The sequence below is a fragment of the Micromonospora parastrephiae genome, assembly GCF_016802865.1.
GTDB lineage: Bacteria > Actinomycetota > Actinomycetes > Mycobacteriales > Micromonosporaceae > Micromonospora > Micromonospora parastrephiae.
Window position 1 is genome coordinate 1 of sequence record NZ_JAEVHM010000041.1, and the last position, 16,192, is coordinate 16,192.

The following is a 16,192-nucleotide window of genomic DNA, read 5'->3' on the forward strand; positions in this document are numbered from 1 at the left end:
GGTGGCGCCGAGCACGGCGCCGGGGCCGAGCACCCGGCGGGCGGCGGCGACCGGCAGGTCGTCGGCTCCGACGTGCCCACCGGCGGCGCCCACCGCCAGCGCCACGTGCAACCGGTCGTTGACCAGGCAGGTCGCCCCGTACGGCGCGCAGAGCGCCAGCACCTGGCGGGCCAGCTCGTACGCCTCGCGGTCGGTGGCGGAGTCCTCGACGCGGACCTGCACCACCAGGTCGGCGCGGGCGCCGTGAGGGCGGCGCGGACCACGGTGAGCGGGTGCCGCCCGGGTCGGGTGTCGGTGATCAGATGCAATCGTCCAAGGGACGGCACGGCAACGCTCCTCCCTGCGCCGGCATTACCCGGATCAGGTTCGACGGTCGGGGGCTGTCAGCCCCCCTCTCAGCCCGGTACACCGGGCTCCCGTGGGTTACTTGCGTGTCACCGTACGACAGATCCGCCGGCATGCCAAGGGAGGGGTCGGCGGGCCCGGAAGGCGGAATCGGTTGGGGTGCTTCATCCCGGTCCTGTTCGGAATGTCGCACCCCGTTGCAGAACCGTTACCCGTCGGCATCTTGCCGGACATTGAGCCAGCCGAATTAATTTGTTCAGCGATTCGACAAAATGCTGGCGTGGACACCCCGGCACGGTGTTCCCACCAGCTCCATCTGGGACGGTCTTCGGCGAGCCGGCCCCCGCGATCCTGTCCACTGCGACATAGGAGGCGGCGTGTCCCAACCCCGTCGTGCCCGTATACCCATCACCGCGACCCTCATCTCCCTAGCCCTCGCCTCGACAACCCTGTTCGGGTTGCCGGCGCAGGCGGCACCGGCCGCCGCCCAGGTCCCACCGAAGGACGCGCACGCCGCGACCCCGGTCAGCCAGGTGGTGCCGAAGGCGCCAAAGGCCGCCGCGGCCGACCCCTTCTCCGTCCTGATCTTCTCCAAGACCGCCGGCTTCCGGCACGACTCCATCCCCACCGGCATCGCCGCCATCCAACAGCTCGGCGCCGCCAACGGATTCACGGTGGACAACTCCGAGGACGGCGCCGTATTCACCGACGCCAACCTGGCGAAGTACAAGGCGGTGATCTGGCTCTCCACTACCGGCGACGTCCTCAACGCCGAGCAGCAGGCGGCATTCGAGCGCTACGTGCGCGCCGGCGGCGGCTACGTCGGCATCCACGCCGCCTCGGACACCGAGTACAGCTGGGCCTGGTACGGCGACCTGGTCGGCGCGTACTTCGCCAACCACCCGACGAACCAGCAGGCCACGGTCAAGGTGGAGGACCACGCCCACCCGTCCACCGCCGAGCTTCCGGACCGCTGGTCCCGGTTCGACGAGTGGTACAACTTCCAGACCAACCCGCGGCCGGACGTGCACGTGCTGGCCAGCCTGGACGAGAAGAGCTACACCCCGGGCGCGGGCGCGATGGGCGCCGACCACCCGACCGCCTGGTGTCAGGACTTCGACGGCGGTCGTTCCTGGTACACCGGAGGTGGGCACACCCGGGAGTCGTACGCCGAGCCGGAGTTCCTCTCCCACCTGCTCGGCGGCATCCAGACCGCGGCCGGTGTGGTGGACGCCGACTGCGGCGCCTCGAAGACCTCGAACTTCGAGAAGGTCTCCCTGGACAGCAACACCAGCAACCCGATGGAGTTGGACATCGCCCCCGACGGGCGGGTCTTCTACATCGAGCGCGACGGTCGCGTGCAGATCATCAAGCCCGACACCGGCAGCACCGTCACCGCCGTCGACCTGGACGTCTTCACCGGCAACGAGGACGGTCTGATCGGCATCCGGCTCGACCCGGACTTCGCCACCAACAAGTGGGTGTATCTCTACTACGCCCCGAACGACGGCGTCACGCGCAACCTGCTGTCCCGGTTCACCGTGACCGGCGACACCATCGACCCGGCCAGCGAGAAGCAGGTGCTGCGGGTCGACACCCAGCGCAACACCTGCTGCCACGCCGGCGGCAGCATGACCTTCGACAGCGCCGGCAACCTCTACCTGGCCACCGGTGACAACACCAACCCGTTCGAGTCGAACTCGTACTCGCCGCTCGACGAGCGGCCGGGCCGCCAGGACTACGACGCGCAGCGCACCTCCGCCAACACGAACGACCTGCGCGGCAAGGTGATCCGGATCCACCCGGAGGACGACGGGACGTACACCGTCCCGGCCGGCAACCTCTTCGCGCCGGGCACCGAGAAGACCCGTCCGGAGATCTACGCGATGGGCTTCCGCAACCCGTTCCGGATCGGCACCGACCCGAAGACCAACACGCTGTACGTCGGCGACTACGGGCCGGACGCCAACGCGGACAACCCCACCCGTGGCCCGCGCGGCCTGGTCGAGTGGAACATCGTGACCCCCGGCAACTACGGATGGCCGTACTGCACGGGGACGAACGAGGCGTACAACGACTACACGTTCCCGTCCGGCCCGAGCGGCCCGAAGTTCGACTGCGCGGCGCCGGTGAACAACTCGCCCAACAACACCGGCCTGACCAACCTCCCGCCGGTCGTCCCCGCGACCGTCGACTACGGGTACGCCGGTGACGCGCGCTACCCGGAGATCGGCGGCGGTGGCGCTCCGATGGGCGGCCCGGTCTACCGGTACGACGCGAACCTCAACTCCACCCGCAAGTGGCCGGCGTACTACGACGGCAAGGCACTGCTCGGCGAGTGGAACCAGAACAAGATGTACACGATGCAGGTGACCGCCGACGGCAAGTCGTTGGTGGACATCAATCAGCTGCTCACCGGGATGACGATGGTCCGGCCGATGGACTTCGAGTTCGGCCCGGACGGCGCGCTGTACCTGATCGAGTGGGGCAGCGGCTTCGGCGGCAACAACGACAACTCGGGCGTCTACCGGATCGACTACATCGCCGGTGACCGCGCGCCGATCGCGGCGGCGTCCGCCACCCCCACCTCGGGGGCGGCGCCGTTGACGGTCACCTTCTCCAGCGCCGGATCCCGGGACCCGGACGGTGGCACGCTCACCTACGCCTGGACCTTCGGCGACGGGCAGACCTCCACCGAGGCGAACCCGACGCACACCTACGCCACGGCGGGCAACTACACCGCCCAGCTCACCGTCACCAACCCCAAGGGCCGTACCGCGGTGGCCAACGTGCCGATCACCGTGGGCAACACGTCCCCGACGGTGACCATCGAGTTCCCGCCGGACGGCGGGTTCTTCGACTGGGGTGACCAGGTCCGCTACACGATCAAGGTGACCGACCCGGAGGACGGGGAGATCGACTGCGACCGGGTGAACCTCCAGGTGCTGCTGGGTCACGACGAGCACGCCCACCCGCTGGACCGGCACACCGGCTGCACCGGCACCGTCCAGACGTCGCTCGCCTCCGGGCACGGCGCCGAGGCGAACGTCTTCGCGGTCTTCGAGGCCACCTACACCGACGACGGCGGAGCCGGCGGGGCCAGCCCGCTCACCGGCCGCGCGATCGAGGTTCTTCAGCCCAAGCGCAAGCAGGCCGAGTTCTTCACCGCCACCGGGCGGGCACCGGTGAGCACCGGCGGCGGAGACGCCGGTGTGCAGCGGGAGACCGGCGCCGACACCGCGGGTGGCGGCCAGAACATCGGGTTCATCGAGGACGGCGACTGGTGGTCGCTCGCCCCGGCGGACCTGACCAACATCAGCGAGATCCGGTTCCGGGCCGCCTCGGCCGCCGCTGGCGGTCGGATCGAGGTCCGGGCGGGCGCGGTGGACGGACCGGTGGTCGCCACGGCCACCGTGCCGGCGACCGGCGGGTGGCAGACGTACACGGACGTGAGCGCCCCGGTCACCGGTGCCGCAAGCGGTTCGCTGTACTTCGTGGCCCGCGACCCGAACGGTGGAGCGGGTTCGCTGTTCAACGTCAACTGGATGGACTTCGTCGGCCGCGGCGTAACCGAGAACGCACCGCCGGTGGTCACCGCCACCGCCACCCCGGCCACCGGCACCGCGCCGGTCACCGTGGCGTTCGACGGTACGGCCACCGACGCCGAGGGCGACACCCCGCTGACGTACGCCTGGGACTTCGGTGACGGCGGTACGGCATCCACCTTGGACGCCAGCCACACCTACGCCAGCCCGGGCACCTTCACGGCCACCCTCACGGTGACCGACAGCAAGGGCGCCAAGTCGTACACCACGGTGCCGGTGCGGGTCGACGCTCCGGACACGTCCTGCTTCGGGGCGCGTTCGGACGACTTCAACGGCACCAGCCTCGACAAGGCCCGGTGGACCAGCGTGATCCGGGAGAACCAGCTCTACTCGGTCAGTGGCGGCGCGCTGCGGCTGCCCACCTCGGTGGGTGACCTCTACGGCGCTCGCAACGACGCCACCAACCTGGTGCTCCAGCCGGCGCCGACCGGCGCCTGGCAGATGACCACCAAGGTCACCCTGCCGGTGACGGCCAACTACCAGCAGGCCGGTCTGCTGGTGTACGGCGACGACGAGAACTACGCCAAGCTGGACCTGCTGTACAACGGCAGCCGGCGGGTGGAGTTCATCCGGGAGACCGCCGGCACTCCGCGCAACGAGGCGGCCGACAGCGCCGCCGCGCCGGCCGGTGACACCGTGCACCTGCGGATCACCAGCGACGGGACGAACCTGACCGCGGCCGTCTCGGCCGACGGGCAGACCTTCACCCCGGTCGGCCAGTCGGCCGCGCTCGCCGGCATCACCAACCCGCGCATCGGCCTCTTCGCGCTCAACGGCGGGACCGAGGCACCGGTGGTCGACGCGGCGTTCGACTCGTTCCAGGTCACGCCGGACGCCCCGGCCGGCCCGGTCGACCCGTCGGACGAGTTCACCGGCGACACGCTGGACAAGTGCCGGTGGGACGCGATCCTGCGGGAGGACCCGACCGGTTACCGGGTCACCGGTGGCGCGTTGCGGATCGACGTGCCCAACGGTGACATCTACGGCACCGACAACACCGGGCCGAAGAACTTCATCCTCCAGACCGCGCCGTCCGGCGACTGGACCCTGGAGACGAAGGTCGACGGCAGCCTGCTGAACGAGCAGTACCAGCAGGCCGGTCTGCTCGTGCAGGCGGACGACGACAACTACCTGAAGTTCGACTTCATCGCGGACAACCAGGCCGGCCAGGCGGTGACGCGGCGGATCGAGTTCCGCAGCGAGATCGCCGGGGCGGTGCAGAACCCGCAGCCGGAGGCGACCAACCTCACCTCGGCCGTGTGGCACCTGCGGCTGGCCCGCACCGGTGACACGTTCACGGCGTCGTACTCGGCCGACGGGACGACCTGGACCGCGTTGGAGGCGTTGACCAACAGCGCGGTGGGCGCCACCCCGAAGGTCGGGTTGTTCACCCTCGGCGCCAACCAGACCGCCTCGAAGACCGTCGCGTTCGACTACTTCCGGTTGAGCACGAAGGTCGCCGACGAGACCGCGCCGGTCACCACGGCGACGGTGTCCGGCACCCCGACCGAGGGGTGGTACACCGGGCCGGTGACGGTGACCCTCACCGCCGCCGACGAGGCCGGCGGCAGCGGGCTGGCCGGTACGGCGTACCAGCTGGACGGGGCCACCACCTGGACGGACTACACCGCTCCGGTGGCGGTCAGCGGGGACGGCGAGCACGAGCTGCGGTTCCGCTCGACCGATGAGGCGGGCAACGTGGAGTCGACGAAGACCGTCACGGTCAAGATCGACACCACGGCGCCGGTCACCACGGCGACGTTCGCTCCGGCGAACGACGCCGGCTGGCACAACGGGTCGATCCCAGTCGTACTGACGTCGACCGACGCCGGTTCCGGGGTGAAGACGGTGGAGTGGTCGCTGGACGGTGGCACGTGGACGCCGTACACGACGCCGGTCGAGGTGACCGGCGACGGGCAGCACGAGCTGCTGTTCCGGTCCACCGACAAGGCGGGCAACGCCGAGACGCTCAAGTCGGCGGTGCTGCGCATCGACGGCACCAAGCCGACGCTGCTGGTGTCCGGGATCGCCGACGGCCAGCTCTACGGTGACAGCCAGGACGTCCGGGTGTCCTGGCAGGCCGTCGACCCCACCTCGGGCATCGCGTCCGTGGTCGGGCAGTTGGACGGCAAGGCGTACGCCAGCGGCACCCTGCAGGCCATGTACGAGCTGCCGCTCGGCCTGCACGAGCTGACCGTGACCGCGACCGACAAGGCGGGCAACACGACCACCTCGACGGTCCGGTTCTTCGTCACCACCTCGTTCCGGGACATGCAGAACCTGCTGGACCGGTTCAAGGCGACGGGGCGGCTCTCGGCCACGGCGCACAAGCAGTTGACGGCGAAGCTCGACGCGGCCCGCCAGGCCGAGGCTGCCGGCAACGACAGCAAGGCGATCAAGCAGCTGACGCAGTTCCGGACGCTCGGCGCCGACGCCACAGTGGTGGCCGAGGCGGAGGTCCGGGACGTCCTGATCCGGGACGCCGACGCCATGATCGTCCGGCTCGGTGGCACGGCCAGCAAGGCCGGAGTCAAGGCGAACGACGGCGAACCGGTCAAGGGCGCCGGACGGCTCGGTGGCGACGCCACCCGGCTGGCACCCGGTCGCCAGCTCTGATCCGACGAGGCCCCTCCCCGGCGCTTCGGCGTCGGGGAGGGGCCTCCCTCATCGGTAGTGAGGAGATGTCCGTGACGGGTATCCGCAAGTTGGTCGCCGCCGTGTTCGTGGGGCTGGCCCTGACCCTGTTCGCCGCGACCCCGGCGGCCGCTCGGGCCGACAAACTCAAACTGACCGTGGCCGGCGACGGGGCCGAGGGGGTCACCATCCAGGCCACCTACGCCGATGGCCGTCGACTCGACAAGGTGGTGCGGCTGGTCCTCACCGCCACCGGCCCGGACGGCCAGAAGGTCGGCCCACTGCAACTGGAACCGCAGCCCGAGGGGCAGGGCTTCTACAGCAGCGGCCCGGTGCTCTCCGCCGGCGCCTGGAAGGTGACGGTGAACTCTCCCGCTCCGCTGACGAGCGAGGCCACCGCCACGGTGCAGGCCCGGGCGGCCCAGTCACCGCCGGCGCCCGTCGCGGTGACCAGGCCGGCGGATGGAGGACGTGGGACGGGCGCCGGTTGGTGGCCGTTCGCGGCGGCCGGCCTCGTGCTCGTGGCCGCGGCGATGGGGGTGGCCATGCTGTTCGGCCGCCGCCGCACCGACTGACCGACCAAGGCGCCGGCTGACCGGCGCGTGATCGACTCGACATTCCTGAAATCGGGGCTTCCCCGACCACAGGTCACCCCGATTTCAAGGAACGCGAGTGGATCACGAGGCGGCGCGGCCCGCCGCGCTCAGAGAACGGCGCGCAACGCGGCCAGGTCCTCGCCGGTGGGCTCCCAGGTGCCGGCGGCGGCGTTGGCACGCACCTGCTCGGGCGTGGTGGCACCGGCGATCACCGAGGTCACCGCCGGCTGGGCGGCCAGACCGCCGATCGCCACCTGGAGCATGGTCAGCCCCCGCTCGTTCGCGTACGCCTCGATCGCCTCGATGGTGTCCCAGTCGGCGGCGGCGAGCCGCTCGGCGTACCGGCCACCGCCGGAGAGCCGGCTACCGGCCGGCGGCTGCTCGCTGCGCTTGTACTTGCCGGTGAGCAGACCGTTGGCGAGCGGGAAGAACGGCAGCATGCCGAGGCCGAACCGCTCGCACGCCGGGATCACCTCGGTCTCCACCGAGCGTTCCAGCAGGCTGTAGTGGTTCTGCGCGCTGATGAAGCGGGACCGGCCGTTGGACGAGGCGACCCAGTCCGCGTCGGCGATCTGCCAGCCGGCGAAGTTGGAGTTGCCCAGGTAGCGCACCTTGCCGTCGCGGACCAGGTCGTCCAGGGCGGCGAGCGTCTCGTCGATCGGGGTGCCCGGGTCGGGCTCGTGCATCTGGTACAGGTCGATGTGGTCGGTGCCGAGCCGGCGCAGCGACGCCTCCACCGCGCGGGCGATGTAGCGGCGCGCACCGCGCGCGCCGAAGTCCGGCCCGTTCAGGCCGTTCATGTCCATGCCGAACTTGGTGGCGACCACCACGTCGTCGCGGCGACCCTTGAGGGCCTGCCCGAGCAGTTCCTCGGAGCCGCCCTGCGGCTCGCCGTAGATGTCGGCGGTGTCGAACAGATTGATTCCGGCGTCCAGGGCGGCGTCGACCACCGCGCGGGTGCCGTCGAGGTCGAGTTTGCGGCCGAAGTTGTTGCAGCCGATGCCGACCACGGACACCACGAGCCCGGAGTCGCCCAGCCGGCGATAGGTCATGTCAGTCACGAGATCCACCCTATGCCGGCCGGACGCGCCGTCGCCGGGTACCGCTCAGCCGACGTCCCAGACCGGCTCCGGGGTTTCCACCACCTCGCTGTCGCCCCGGAACAGCACGAACCGGTCGAAGGAGCGGGTGAACCAGCGGTCGTGGGTGACCGCGATCACCGTCCCCTCGAAGGCGTTCAGGCCCGCTTCGAGGGCTTCGGCGCTGGCCAGGTCGAGGTTGTCGGTGGGCTCGTCGAGCAGCAGCAGGGTCGCGCCGGACAGCTCCAGCAGCAGCACCAGGAACCGGGCCTGCTGCCCGCCGGAGAGCGTGCCGAAGCGCTGGTCGCCCTGCGCGGCCAGCTCGTAGCGGCTGAGCACGCCCATCGCGGCGTGCCGGTCCATCCCGGTGCGGTGGTCGTCGCCCCGCCAGAGGATCTCGACGAGCGTCTTCGACATCAGCTCCGGCCGGTCGTGGGTCTGGGAGAAGTGCCCGGGGCGGACCCGGGCGCCCAGGCGGGCCCTGCCGTCGTGTGCCACCGGCGCGAGCGCGCCCGCCCCGTCGACCGGCCCGTTCGCCGGGTCGGGGTCGGTGCCGCCCCGGGCCAGCAGCCGCAGGAAGTGCGACTTGCCGGTGCCGTTGGCCCCGAGCACCGCGAGCCGGTCGCCGTACCAGATCTCCAGGTCGAAGGGGAACGTCAGGCCGTCCAGCTCCAGCTGTTCGCAGACGACCGCGCGCTTGCCGGTCCGCCCGCCGCTGAGGCGCATCCGGATGTCCTGGTCCTTCGGGGGTACGGGCGGCGGCCCGGCCTCCTCGAACTTGCGCAGCCGGGTCTGCGCGGCCTGGTACCGCGAGGCCAACCCGTCGTTGTACGCCGCCTTCTGCTTGTACATCAACATCAGCTCGCGCAGCTTCTGGTGCTCCTCGTCCCAGCGCCGGCGCAGCTCGTCGAGGCGGGCGTGCCGGGCGACCCGCGCGGAGTGCCAACTGGCGAAGCCGCCCGGGTGCACCCAGGCGCTGCCGCCCTCCACGGCGACCACCCGGTCGGCGGTCTGTGCCAGCAGCTCGCGGTCGTGCGAGACGTAGAGCACCGACTTGGTCGACTCGCGCAGCCGCGCCTCCAACCAGCGTTTGCCGGGCACGTCGAGGAAGTTGTCCGGCTCGTCGAGCAGCAGCACCTCGTCCGGGCCGCGCAGCAGCAACTCCAGGGCGAAGCGCTTCTGCTGGCCGCCGGAGAGCGTCCGCACCGGACGGTCCCGGGCGGCGTCCCAGGGCAGGCCGAGCACGATGGTCGCGACGGTGTCGAAGAGCACCTCGGCGTCGTACCCGCCGACCTCACCCCAGGCGCCCAGGGCGTCCGCGTACGCCAGCTGGGCCTTGCCGGCGGTGGTGCTGTACTTGCCGCGGACCTCGGCAGCCCGCATGGCCGCCTCGGTCTGGCCGAGCCGCAGGCCGGCGTCGCGCAGCGCCGGCGGGGCCAGCGTCAGCGCCAGGTCTGCGAGCGTCGACTCGTCACCGATCATGCCGATGAACTGGCGCATCACGCCCAGCCCGCCGGCGCGCGCGACGACGCCGGTACGCACCGGCAGGTCCCCGGCGACCATTCGCAGCAGCGTCGTCTTACCCGCGCCGTTCGGCCCGACCAGGGCGACCTTGGCGCCTTCGCCGACCCGGAACGACACATCGGCGAAGAGTTCCCGACCGTCGGGCAGGATGTGCCCGACCCCTGCCACGTCCACGTATCCCACGCCGGGATCCTGCCTCAGGCGGCGGCGGGGGTATATCCAATTACCGGGTGACCCGCAGCACCCGGAAGCCCTTCTGGCTGGCGTGCCGCTCGACCTGCCAGCCCTGCTCGGTGAGCCAGCGTTGCAGTGAGTCGCCGCCGAGATGCCGGGCGACCACCAGCCAGCCGACGCCGTCCGGTGCGAGCCGGGGCAGCCAGCGCAGCAGCAGCTCGTGCAGCTCTTCCTTGCCGATCCGGATCGGCGGGTTGGACCACAGCTCGGCGAACCGGAGGTCCGCCGGCACGTCGTCCGGGGCGCTCACCCGGACCCGGTCGCCGGCACCGATCCGGGCCGCGTTGGCGGCGGTGAGGTCGCGGGCGCGGGCGTTGACGTCGACGGCCCAGACGGTGCTCGCCGGTGCCACGTCGGCCAGTACGCAGGCGATCGGCCCGAACCCGCAGCCGAGGTCGAGCAGGTCGCCGGTGGTGTGGGCGGTGGGCAGCTCGGCCTTGCGCAGCAGCACTGCGGTGCCCGGGTCGAGACGGCTGGCGGAGAAGACCCCGCCGGCCGAGGCGAGTCGGTAGTCGCGGTCGGCGACGGAGAACTCGACCTCGCGCGGCGGGGCGTCGCTGGCGGGTTGAGCGGTGAAGTAGTGGTCGCCGGTCACGTCGGCAATTCTCGCACCGGCCTGGACCCGCCACGACACGGCCCACGCGCACATTTCCCGTTATTAGCCCCTAAAGGGACAATGGCTCCTACTCTAGGCGACATGGTGTATCGGTACGAGTCCGATCAGGACGCTTTCGAGGAGTACCCGGAGCCCGGGTCCGACGTGGCCGCGCTCGACGGCCCGCCCCCGCCGGCCGGGCCCTCTCCCTCGCGCTTCCCCGCGCCGTCGCTGCCCAGGCCGAACCAGCTCGTCCTGCCATCGACGCAGCAGCCGTCGCAGCCGCCGCCGGCCCGTGCCGAGATCCCGCTCGCCGCACCCCGCGACCAGGTCTACACCTCGGCACAGCCGATCGAGCAGACCCCGCGGGGCGGCGGTGGCCGCCTCTGGCAGGTACTGATCGGCGGCGCAGCCGTCCTGGTCCTGCTCGCGCTCTGCGGCCTGGGCGCGGCCGCGCTGCTGTCGGAACGCGACAACAAGCAGCCGGAGACCAACCCGACGTACCAGCCGAACGTCGCCGCGTCCGCCCCCGCCGAACGGCAGGACCTCGACTCCCGGGACACCGACCAGGCCCCGCTCACCGCCAAGGAGGTCTTCCCCGGCAAGGAACTGAAGCTCTCCGACGGTCAGCCGGCCTACCAGGTGCTCAAGACACACTCCAGCGGCAGTTGCGCCGTCGCCGCCACCGGCGAGGTGCCGACATGCTGGTCCGGCTCGGCTGCAACCAGGTCGTACGGGCCACCCTGCGGACCCCCGACGGCGACCACCTGGTCACCGCCGGTCTGTTCAACCTCACCGACAAGGCCAGCGCGGAGCGGACCCGGGAGCGGATCCGCCAACTCCTCGACGAGCGGCAGGGCCGGTTCCGCGGCCTCACCGCCGGCACCGAAACCGACGTGCTGGGCACCGCCCCCGCCCGGGTCGGCTGGCAGGTACGCGGCCACTACCTGGCGTACGCGCTGGTGGTCCGCTCGGACGGCGCGGCCGTCAAGTCCGGCGACCCCAAGATCCGGGAGATCCTTTTCGACGTGATCGAGCTGCATCTCAGCAAGGGCGTGCTGCAGAGGCGCGCCGACGGCGGCACGGCCGGGCAACCGACGGCGGCGCCGACGGAGAGCAGCGGCACCCAGAACGGCGAGACCAGCGACGGCGAACTGCCCGGCGACTGACCCCCACGCTTGCGGGCGGACCCGCCCCGCAGGCGGCGGTCAGCCCTCGACGGGGACCCGCAGCCGGCGGGTCAGCTCGGCGCGACGGGCGTACTCGGCCGGGTCCTGCGGGTAGCCGACCGCGACGAGGGTCAGCCCGTGCGCCGGCGCCACCGTCACCTCGCTGGACCGCTCCCGGTGGGTGAGCAGGCTACCTGGCCACCGCACCGGGCGGCGGCCGTCACCGGCGACCAGCATGGCCCCCACCAGGCTGCGCACCATGGCCTGGCAGAACGCGTCCGCCTGCACGGTGGCGACCAGGATGCCGTCCGGGTCCCGACGCCAGTCCAGCCGCGTCACCTCGCGCAGCGTCGTCGCGTTCTCCTTGCGCCGGCAGTACGCGGCGAAGTCGTGCTCCCCGACCAGGCCGGCGGCCGCGGCGTTCAGCGCGGCCAGATCCAGCGGCCTCGGCCAGGCCAGCACCTCGTGTCGGCGCAGCGGTTCCGCGCCGAAGGGCGCGTCGGTCACCCGGTACTCGTAGCGCCGGAAGGTGGCCGAGAACCGGGCGTCGAACTCCGCCGGCACCTCGGTCATGGCCCGTACCCGCACGTCGGCGGGGAGCAGACGGGCCAGCCTGCGCAACAACCGTCCCTCGTGCTGTCGCCACACGTCGACGGGCAGGTCCAGGTGGCAGACCTGCCCGGTGGCGTGCACCCCCGCGTCGGTCCGGCCGGCCACGGTCAACCCGGTGACCGTACCGGCACCGAGGACCAGGGCCAGGGTCTCGACGAGCACCCCGGCGACGGTCCGCCGGGTCGGCTGGGGCGCCCAACCGGAGAAACCTGCGCCGTCGTACGAGACGTCCAGCCGCAGCCGGATCCGCTCGTCCACCTCGTACCTCCTGTTACGGGTCGGGCCCGACACCCCGTGAGGGGTGCCGGGCGACGATGCCCGAGATCAGGCCTTGTTCTCCTCGGTGGCGAGGTCGCTGTCCTCGCGTGCCTCGGCGGTGTCACCGGACGCCGACACCGGCGCCTCGGAGTCCTGGTCGGCCGGAGCCGACCGCGGGGCCTCGTCGGCCGGGGCGAGCGCCTCGACCTTGTCCTGCTGCGCGGCCTTGCGGGCGGCGGTCTTCTTGTTCACCTTCGGCTCGGCGACCTGAAGCTCCTCCACCAGCTCGATGATGGCCATCGGCGCGTTGTCACCCTTGCGCGGACCGGTCTTCACGATCCGGGTGTAACCGCCGGGGCGGTTGGAGTACCGGGGCGCGATCTGGTCGAACAGGGCGTAGACCACGTCCTTGTCCTTGACGACGCCCAGCACCCGCCGCCGCGAGGCGAGGTCACCGCGCTTGGCCTTGGTGATGAGCTGCTCGGCCAGCGGACGCAGCCGCCGGGCCTTCGTCTCGGTGGTCTGGATCTTGCCGTGCTGGAACAGCGCGGTCGCCAGGTTGGCGAGCATCAGCCGCTCGTGCGAGGGGCTGCCGCCGAGGCGGGGGCCCTTGGTGGGCGTGGGCATTTTTGGTGCTCCTCAGTTGTGGCGGCAGCGCGGACTAGAGCTGCTCGGTCTCGCGGTAGTCGTCGGTGTCGTAGTCGGCCTCGCCGAAGGTGTCCACGACGTGCGCCGGGTCGAAGTTCGGAGCCGAGTCCTTCAGCCCCAGACCCATCCCGGCGAGCTTCATCTTGACCTCGTCGATCGACTTCTGACCGAAGTTGCGAATGTCGAGGAGGTCGGCCTCGGTACGCCCGATGAGCTCACCAACGGAGTTGATGCCCTCGCGCTTGAGGCAGTTGTAGGAGCGGACGGTGAGGTCCAGCTCCTCGATCGGCAGGGCGAGGTCCGCCGCCAGCTGGGCGTCCTGCGGGGACGGCCCGATGTCGATGCCCTCGGCGGTCTCGTCCAGCTCCCGAGCCAGACCGAACAGCTCCACCAGCGTCGAACCGGCCGAGGCCAGCGCGGTACGCGGACCCATCGACGGCTTGGTCTCGACGTCGATGATCAACCGGTCGAAGTCGGTGCGCTGCTCGACACGGGTCGCCTCGACGCGGTAGGTCACCTTCAGCACCGGCGAGTAGATCGAGTCGACCGGGATCCGGCCGATCTCGGCGCCGGACTGCTTGTTCTGCGCAGCCGTCACGTAGCCCCGGCCCCGCTCGACGGTCAGCTCCATGTCGAGCCGGCCCTTGCCGTTGAGGGTCGCGAGCTTCAGGTCCGGGTTGTGCACGGAGACGCCGGCCGGGGGCTGGATGTCGCCCGCGGTCACGTCGCCCGGGCCCTGCTTGCGCAGGTACATGCTGACCGGCTCGTCGTGCTCGGAGCTGACGCACAGCTCCTTGATGTTCATGACGAGCTCGACCACGTCCTCCTTGACACCGGGGATCGTGGTGAACTCGTGCAGCACGCCGTCGATCTTGATCGAGGTGACGGCCGCACCCGGGATCGACGACAGCAGCGTGCGCCGCAGCGAGTTGCCCAGGGTGTAGCCGAAGCCCGGCTCCAGCGGCTCGATGGCGAACCGCGACCGGGTCTCGTTGATCGACTCCTCGGAGAGGGAGGGTCGCTGGCTGATGAGCATGTTTTCTCTTCTCTTCCGGGACGCCCGCTATTTGACGTCCACGACACAAACTGTTCCGGTGGCCCGCCCCGGAGGGCGGGCCACCGCAACGAGCTCCGACTACTTGGAGTAGAGCTCGACGATCAGCTGCTCCTGGACCTGCGTGTCGATGACCTGCCGGGCCGGGAGGGAGTGCACGAGCACCTTCATCTGGCTCGGGATGGCCTCAAGCCACGCCGGAACCGTCTTCGAGCCGGCCTGGGCCTGCGCGACGATGAACGGGGTGAGCTCCTTGCTCTTGCCCCGAACCTCGATGATGTCGTGCTCCTTGACGCGGTACGACGGGATGTCGACCTTCTTGCCGTTCACCGTGAAGTGACCGTGCTTGACCAGCTGGCGGGCCATGTCCCGCGAGTGGGCGTAGCCGGCCCGGTAAACGACGTTGTCCAGCCGCGACTCGAGGATCTGCAGGAGGACCTCACCGGTCTTGGCCTGCTTGCCGACGGCTTCCTCGTAGTAACCGCGGAACTGCTTCTCCAGCACGCCGTAGACGCGGCGGGCCTTCTGCTTCTCACGGAGCTGGAGCAGGTACTCCGTCTCCTTGGTGCGGCCGCGGCCGTGCTGCCCGGGCGGGAACGGCCGGGACTCGAACGGGCACTTCGGACCATCGCACTTGCTGCCCTTGAGGAACAGCTTCATCTTCTCCCGCCGGCAACGGCGGCAGTCAGCACCGGTGTAACGAGCCATCTCTCTCTACCTCTCAGACCCGGCGACGCTTCGGCGGACGGCACCCGTTGTGCGGCTGCGGGGTGACGTCGGCGATCTGCCCGACCTCGAGGCCCACGGCCTGCAGCGAACGGATGGCGGTCTCCCGGCCGGAGCCGGGGCCCTTGACGAACACGTCGACCTTGCGCATGCCGTGCTCCATGGCCCGACGCGCGGCGGCCTCGGCGGCCAGCTGAGCGGCGAACGGAGTCGACTTGCGGGAGCCCTTGAAGCCCACCTGGCCAGCGGAGGCCCAGGAGATGACCGCACCGGTCGGGTCCGTGATGGACACGATGGTGTTGTTGAACGTGCTCTTGATGTGCGCCTGCCCGTGGGCGACGTTCTTGCGTTCCTTGCGCCGGACCTTCTTGACGGCGGCTCCGGCACGAGCCTTCGGTGGCATAAGTCTGTGCGCTCCTAGTTGACTTTCCGGACTGGGTTGCGGCCTGGCCCGCCTCGGCGGCGACCGACCCCGTCATCCGGTTAAGAACTACTTCTTGCCGGGCTTCTTCTTGCCGGCGACGGTCCGCTTCGGGCCCTTGCGGGTCCGTGCGTTGGTCTTGGTCCGCTGGCCACGCACGGGCAGGCCCCGGCGGTGCCGGATGCCGGCGTAGCAGCCGATCTCAACCTTGCGGCGGATGTCAGCGGCGACCTCGCGGCGCAGGTCGCCTTCAACCTTGTAGTTGCCCTCGATGTGGTCGCGGAGCTGCACGAGCTCCTCGTCCGTGAGGTCCCGAGCGCGCTTGTCCGGCGAGATGCCGGTGGCGGCGAGTGTCTCCAGGGCGCGGGTGCGACCGACCCCGAAGATGTAGGTGAGCGCGATCTCCATCCGCTTCTCGCGGGGGAGATCCACGCCGACTAGACGTGCCATGTGCGGGCGTACTCCTCGTGATGTGTGGCGGAGGTGTGGACCCGTCCCACCCCGCTACCGGCCGTCCCGTCTTTCCGACGCTGTCAGCGCCGGCGACCGGGATCGGTCGCTGCCCGAGCGGGCCCCGGCCTCCGACCGGGGGTCAGCCACGAAAGGAGTACGTCTCGCGTACCGCTCGTGGCTGGGACGAGCATGTGTGATGTGTGTGTCGCTGGGGATCTGCCCGGACCAACGCCACCCGG

The 16,192-nt window shown here is 70.8% G+C and carries 12 protein-coding genes, 1 pseudogene and 1 riboswitch; of the genes and pseudogenes, 3 read left to right on the forward strand and 10 right to left on the reverse strand.

Translation table 11 applies throughout. The features are described 5' to 3' along the window. Positions 1–326, reverse strand: a pseudogene (locus JNW91_RS11510) (thiamine phosphate synthase); the annotation flags it as partial. Continuing rightward, a riboswitch (TPP riboswitch) is annotated at positions 321–430 on the reverse strand. Its footprint overlaps the pseudogene before it by 6 nt. 292 nt (positions 431–722) lie before the next feature. Here JNW91_RS11510 and JNW91_RS11515 point away from each other — a divergent pair. Together JNW91_RS11515 and JNW91_RS11520 are read left to right on the forward strand one after the other, a co-directional pair. After that, entirely contained in the window at positions 723–6,566 is a 5,844-nt protein-coding gene (locus tag JNW91_RS11515) for a ThuA domain-containing protein (protein WP_203174866.1), read from the forward strand. 71 nt (positions 6,567–6,637) lie between these two features. Next, on the forward strand, positions 6,638–7,159 hold the full coding sequence (locus JNW91_RS11520) for a hypothetical protein (RefSeq protein ID WP_203174867.1): 522 nt from the start codon (positions 6,638–6,640) through the stop codon (positions 7,157–7,159). 128 nt (positions 7,160–7,287) lie between these two features. Here JNW91_RS11520 and JNW91_RS11525 read toward each other — a convergent pair whose 3' ends face one another. The 3 genes from JNW91_RS11525 to JNW91_RS11535 are packed head-to-tail and all read right to left on the reverse strand — an operon-like array spanning position 7,288 to position 10,612. Next, positions 7,288–8,250 carry an aldo/keto reductase gene (locus JNW91_RS11525; protein WP_203174868.1) on the reverse strand — a complete coding sequence of 321 codons (963 nt, stop codon included), beginning with the start codon at positions 8,248–8,250 and terminating at the stop codon, positions 7,288–7,290. 36 nt (positions 8,251–8,286) lie between these two features. Then, positions 8,287–9,966, reverse strand: a complete 1,680-nt coding sequence (locus JNW91_RS11530) for an ABC-F family ATP-binding cassette domain-containing protein (protein WP_203174869.1) — start codon at positions 9,964–9,966, stop codon at positions 8,287–8,289. Between the two features lie 40 nt (positions 9,967–10,006). After that, positions 10,007–10,612, reverse strand: a complete 606-nt coding sequence (locus JNW91_RS11535; RefSeq protein ID WP_203174870.1) for a class I SAM-dependent methyltransferase — start codon at positions 10,610–10,612, stop codon at positions 10,007–10,009. Between the two features lie 701 nt (positions 10,613–11,313). On the opposite strand from JNW91_RS11535, the gene JNW91_RS32165 reads away from it, so the two are divergent. Further along, positions 11,314–11,781, forward strand: coding sequence for a hypothetical protein (locus JNW91_RS32165; RefSeq protein WP_238424796.1), 468 nt, complete (start codon positions 11,314–11,316; stop codon positions 11,779–11,781). Between the two features lie 39 nt (positions 11,782–11,820). Here the strand turns inward: JNW91_RS32165 and truA are convergent, their stop codons facing one another. The 6 genes from truA to rpsM all read right to left on the reverse strand — a co-directional run bounded on the left by truA (position 11,821) and on the right by rpsM (position 15,950). Continuing rightward, the gene (truA, locus tag JNW91_RS11545; protein WP_203174871.1) at positions 11,821–12,651 is read right to left on the reverse strand and encodes a tRNA pseudouridine(38-40) synthase TruA; all 831 of its coding nucleotides are present in this window, start codon (positions 12,649–12,651) and stop codon (positions 11,821–11,823) included. Between the two features lie 66 nt (positions 12,652–12,717). Further along, positions 12,718–13,278 (reverse strand): 50S ribosomal protein L17, encoded by a 561-nt coding sequence (rplQ, locus tag JNW91_RS11550; RefSeq protein WP_203174872.1) that lies wholly within the window; start codon positions 13,276–13,278, stop codon positions 12,718–12,720. A gap of 34 nt (positions 13,279–13,312) precedes the next feature. Continuing rightward, the gene (locus JNW91_RS11555) at positions 13,313–14,335 is read right to left on the reverse strand and encodes a DNA-directed RNA polymerase subunit alpha (RefSeq protein WP_007465227.1); all 1,023 of its coding nucleotides are present in this window, start codon (positions 14,333–14,335) and stop codon (positions 13,313–13,315) included. A 99-nt stretch (positions 14,336–14,434) separates the two neighbouring features. Beyond that, positions 14,435–15,061 carry a 30S ribosomal protein S4 gene (gene rpsD / locus JNW91_RS11560; RefSeq protein ID WP_030489600.1) on the reverse strand — a complete coding sequence of 209 codons (627 nt, stop codon included), beginning with the start codon at positions 15,059–15,061 and terminating at the stop codon, positions 14,435–14,437. A gap of 13 nt (positions 15,062–15,074) precedes the next feature. Beyond that, positions 15,075–15,482, reverse strand: coding sequence for a 30S ribosomal protein S11 (rpsK, locus tag JNW91_RS11565; RefSeq protein WP_030329919.1), 408 nt, complete (start codon positions 15,480–15,482; stop codon positions 15,075–15,077). 87 nt (positions 15,483–15,569) lie between these two features. Continuing rightward, positions 15,570–15,950: a 30S ribosomal protein S13 gene (rpsM, locus tag JNW91_RS11570; RefSeq protein WP_007465236.1), complete on the reverse strand. Its 381-nt coding sequence runs from the start codon at positions 15,948–15,950 to the stop codon at positions 15,570–15,572. Positions 15,951–16,192: the final 242 nt, after the last annotated feature.